This is a genomic window from Saccharomonospora halophila 8, assembly GCF_000383775.1.
GTDB lineage: Bacteria > Actinomycetota > Actinomycetes > Mycobacteriales > Pseudonocardiaceae > Saccharomonospora > Saccharomonospora halophila.
In genome coordinates, this window is sequence record NZ_KB912487.1 from 22,777 (window position 1) to 24,967 (window position 2,191).

The following is a 2,191-nucleotide window of genomic DNA, read 5'->3' on the forward strand; positions in this document are numbered from 1 at the left end:
CACGGCGGCCGGCGATGCCCGCGTGGCCTACGTCCCCACCACCGACTGGACGGGCCCGGACGACTTCACGGAAGGCCTGCACCCGAACGCCCCCGGCCACCGCGCCCTCGCCACCCACCTCACCGCCTGGATCGCCGCCCGCGCCGGCCTGCGCCCACGCACCCCGGTTGTGCCGTGAAGGGCACTTTCCCTGCGTCTGACGCCGTGAGGGCCTCCTTCACTGCACTCAACGCAGCGAAAGTGCCCCTCACGGCACCCCACGCAGGGAGGATTCTCCTCATGAACACACCCGGGTGAGCGCTGGCCGGTCGGGCGATCCTGAATCAGGAACAGTACTGCTGATTCAAACGTCCGGAAGGTGACTGCGGTGACGAGGGATAACGCCGCGCTGATCGATCGTGCCCGCGTCGCGGCGGGCCTCAGTCAGCGAGCGCTCGCGGAGGCGACCGGCATGTCGCAGTCCACGCTGTCGCGGATCATTTCCGGGGGCCGGCTCGCGAAGATGCCGGAACTGGTGGCGATCGCGTGGGCGACGGGCCATACGGTCGCCCAAGTCACCGGCGCCGGCACGGTGGCTGACCGGGCTCAGTGCGCCGCCCGGGCCACCAACGACTCCGGCATGGAGGACATGCGCCAGGCCCTGCTGCGCTTCCTGGAGCTGAACGACTACCTGGATGACCACGCCATCCCGGCCACGATCTGACGCGAGGGCGAACAGTCGTGAAAGCGGAAAGCGACGGACGGAGGGCGGCCGAGCGGTTTCGTGCGGAGCACAACCTCGGGGTGCAGCCGTTGGGCGACCTCGTGGCCCTCATCGAGCAGACCACCGGGATCGACGTGACCGTACTCGACGCAGGCCCGGACGAACACGGCCTGACGATGCGCGATCGGACGCGCGGGACGGTGTTCATCGGTGTCGCGCGCACCCGGAAACCGATGCGACAACGCAGCACACTCGCCCACGAGCTCGGCCACGTGCTCTTCCAGGACTGGGTGGACCAGGATGCCGGGAACTGGAGCGACAGAAGTCCCACGGAGACCCGGGCCGACGCCTTCGCCCGCCACCTGCTGGTACCGACCGAAGGTTTGCGGGCCTTTCTCGGGGACCGGAAGCTTGGGACCCAATCAACGCTGTCCAATGTCGTGCAGCACTTCCTCGTCTCCCCCCAGATCGCCGGGATCGCGCTGCATCAAGCCGGATACCTCGACGACGCTGCCAAGCAGGAGTCGAGGGGACTGACGGCTCCGGGATTGGCCGCCCGGTTCGGCTGGAGTGACCAGTACCGCGTTCTACAGGGCGACTCCGACCAGCGCAGAGCACCACAGCAGTTGCTCGCCCGCGCGACCAGGGGCTACGCGGAGGGGGTCCTGCCTGTACGGGCCGTCGCCAATCTCCGGGGTGTTCCACTCGAAGACGCACAGCGCGACCTGCGTGAAGCGGGCGTCGCGCTATGACGGCCTTGCCGCTGCTCCTCTACGGATCGCCCTGCCCCGGATCACCTCCCGTTGTGCTGTGAGGGGCACTTTCCCTGCATCTGACGCAGGAAAAGTGCCCCTCACTCCGTCTGACGCAGCGAAGGTGCCCTTCACGGCAACCCCGCAGCGTTGACAGGGTGCGTCGCGTCGCCATAGTCTCGGCGGGCTGTTCGACGGCGGTGTGGAAGCCGGTGGGAGTCCGGCGCGGTCGCGCCACTGTGTCCGGGGTGTCAGGCCCCGGGAGTCAGACCCACCCGTCGTCGGGATCGTTCCGAGAGGGCCGCGCAAGCCCGGAGGAGGTTTCGATGTCACAGGCGCATGTCGCCACCACCCCCACCCCGGTCCGCATCCCGCTGCGGGAGATCGTGCCGTGGGCGGTGTTCGTCGGTGTGCTGGCGCTGGCGGTGCTGTACTTCGTGAGCACCGAGGCCGGTGCGGTGGAGCTGTTGGCCACCGACGGTCTGGTCCACGAGTTCCTGCACGACGGCCGGCACCTGCTGGCCTTCCCCTGCCACTGAGCGGGGGCGACGATGATGAGAACTCTGTTGGTCCGCGGCATGGCCGCGGGCCTGATCGCCGGTGTGCTCGCGGCGGTGTTCGCCTACGCCGTGGGCGAGCCGCACGTGAACGCCGCGATCGCACTGGAGGAGAGCGGCACCGCCACCGGGCACACCCACGGCGGTGACCCCGGCGCCGGGCACGGGCACGCCGACGC

4 protein-coding genes are annotated in these 2,191 nt (G+C 69.3%); all 4 read left to right on the top strand.

Annotated elements, in window-relative coordinates; translation table 11 throughout:
- Nucleotides 1-367: 367 nt before the first annotated feature.
- On the top strand, nucleotides 368-703 hold the full coding sequence (locus SACHA_RS0102625; RefSeq protein WP_019806996.1) for a helix-turn-helix domain-containing protein: 336 nt from the start codon (nucleotides 368-370) through the stop codon (nucleotides 701-703).
- A gap of 17 nt (nucleotides 704-720) precedes the next feature.
- Complete coding sequence (locus SACHA_RS0102630; RefSeq protein ID WP_028662825.1) at nucleotides 721-1,455, top strand: ImmA/IrrE family metallo-endopeptidase; 735 nt, start codon at nucleotides 721-723, stop codon at nucleotides 1,453-1,455.
- Between the two features lie 326 nt (nucleotides 1,456-1,781).
- Complete coding sequence (locus SACHA_RS0102635; RefSeq protein ID WP_019806998.1) at nucleotides 1,782-1,994, top strand: CbtB domain-containing protein; 213 nt, start codon at nucleotides 1,782-1,784, stop codon at nucleotides 1,992-1,994.
- Between the two features lie 12 nt (nucleotides 1,995-2,006).
- The coding region (locus tag SACHA_RS23600; RefSeq protein WP_198010083.1) for a CbtA family protein at nucleotides 2,007-2,191 on the top strand (185 nt) is incomplete at its 3' end.